The following is a 1,534-nucleotide window of genomic DNA, read 5'->3' on the forward strand; positions in this document are numbered from 1 at the left end:
GGACGCCCTGGGCCGCCTCCGGACCGGGGCAGCCATTGGCCCGGCCCGACGCCCGGGTTGTCGGCCTTTACGGCAGCGGCCATCAAGCCGAAACCCAACTGCGGGGCGTCCGCGCCGTGCGGCCCCTGGAGGAGGTCCGGGTCTACAGCCCGACCCCTGCCCACCGCGAGGCTTTCGCCCGGCGCATGGCCGAGGGTCTGGGCCTCTCGGTCCGCGCCGTCGATCGCCCCGAGGCCGCTGCCGACGGCGCGGACATCCGCCTCACCATCACCAACGCCCGCGAGCCGGTCCTGCGGGGGGCCTGGCTGCGGCCCGGCGTCCACGTGAACGCCGCCGGGTCCAACGCCCTGATCCGCCGGGAACTGGACCTGGAGGCCGTCCTTCGGGCCGACCTAGTGGTGATCGACGGCCGGGATCAGGGGAAAATCGAGGCGGGGGATCTGCTGGAGCCGGTGGAGCGGGGCCTTTTACAATGGAGCCGCGTCCACGAACTGAAAGATATGGTGGCCGGGCGGGTCGGCCGGGGGAGCCCCGACCCGATCACCCTGTTGCAGTCGCTGGGGATCGCCCTGGAGGACGTGGCCGTCGCCGCCCGGGTCTATGAGCAAGCCCTCCGCCAGGGGGCTGGCGAGCGTCTGCGCTTTCTGGAGGGACCTTAAGCCGATGCCCGAACTGCCGGAAGTGGAGACGCTGGTCCGGGAACTGCGCCCCCACCTGGTCGGCCGTCGGATCCAACGGGTGGTCCTCTACGCGCCGCGCAGCGTGGCCACGCCCTCCCCTGCCGCCTTCGTTCGTCGGCTGCAGGGACAGACCGTGCGGGAGGTCCGCCGGCGCGGCAAATTCCTCTGGTTCGTCCTGGATCGGGGCGCGTGGCTGGTCCATTTGAAGATGACCGGTCGGCTCTTCCTGCGGGAGGACCCGGCCCCCGATCCCCACGCCCGGGCGGACTTCTTCCTGGACGACGGGCGGGTCCTGCGGTTCAGCGACGTCCGCCGGTTCGGCCGCCTCTATTGGGTCCCGGATCCTGCGCCGGTCCTGGGAGGCCTGGGCCCGGAGCCCCTGGACCCGGCCTTCGGTCCCGAGGCCCTGGCCGAGCGGTTGAAGGGACGTCGGGGCCGCCTAAAGGCCCTGCTGCTGGATCAGCGGGTGATCGCGGGGGTGGGCAACATCTACGCCGATGAGGCCCTGTGGCGGGCCCGGCTGCATCCGCAGCGGCGGGCGGACCGGCTGACGCCGGCGGAGATCCGCTGCCTGTGGCGGGGCCTGCGCGAGGCTCTGGCGGCGGGGCTGCGGCACCATGGCACCACCGTCCAGTGGTATCGCCGGGCCGACGGGACGGCCGGTGAGCACCAGCACTATCTCCGGGTCTATGGCCGGGCGGGCCGACCCTGCCCCCGCTGCGGCACCCCCATCGAGCGGCTCCGGATCCAGGGCCGCAGCACCTACCTATGTCCCTTCTGTCAGCCTCTGGTGTAAAGCTTTCGGCACATCCGCCCCCTCGCCGCGTGCGTATCATTCGACGAACCCAGGCCCG

Annotated in this window: 2 protein-coding genes; both read left to right on the forward strand. The window is 72.3% G+C overall.

What is annotated here, in order from left to right; genetic code table 11:
- Positions 1 to 659: ornithine cyclodeaminase family protein (locus tag C4313_RS09465; protein ID WP_352429619.1), on the forward strand; the 659-nt coding region annotated here is incomplete at its 5' end.
- A 4-nt stretch (positions 660 to 663) separates the two neighbouring features.
- Positions 664 to 1,476 (forward strand): bifunctional DNA-formamidopyrimidine glycosylase/DNA-(apurinic or apyrimidinic site) lyase, encoded by an 813-nt coding sequence (gene mutM, locus C4313_RS09470; protein WP_352429620.1) that lies wholly within the window; start codon positions 664 to 666, stop codon positions 1,474 to 1,476.
- Positions 1,477 to 1,534: the final 58 nt, after the last annotated feature.

It is taken from the genome of Thermoflexus sp. (assembly GCF_040289485.1).
Taxonomy (GTDB): Bacteria; Chloroflexota; Anaerolineae; order Thermoflexales; family Thermoflexaceae; genus Thermoflexus.

Coding starts and splice junctions, on each gene's coding strand:
- mutM (WP_352429620.1), top strand. CDS start 664: ATGCCCGAACTGCCGGAAGTGGAGACGCTGGTCCGGGAACTGCGCCCC.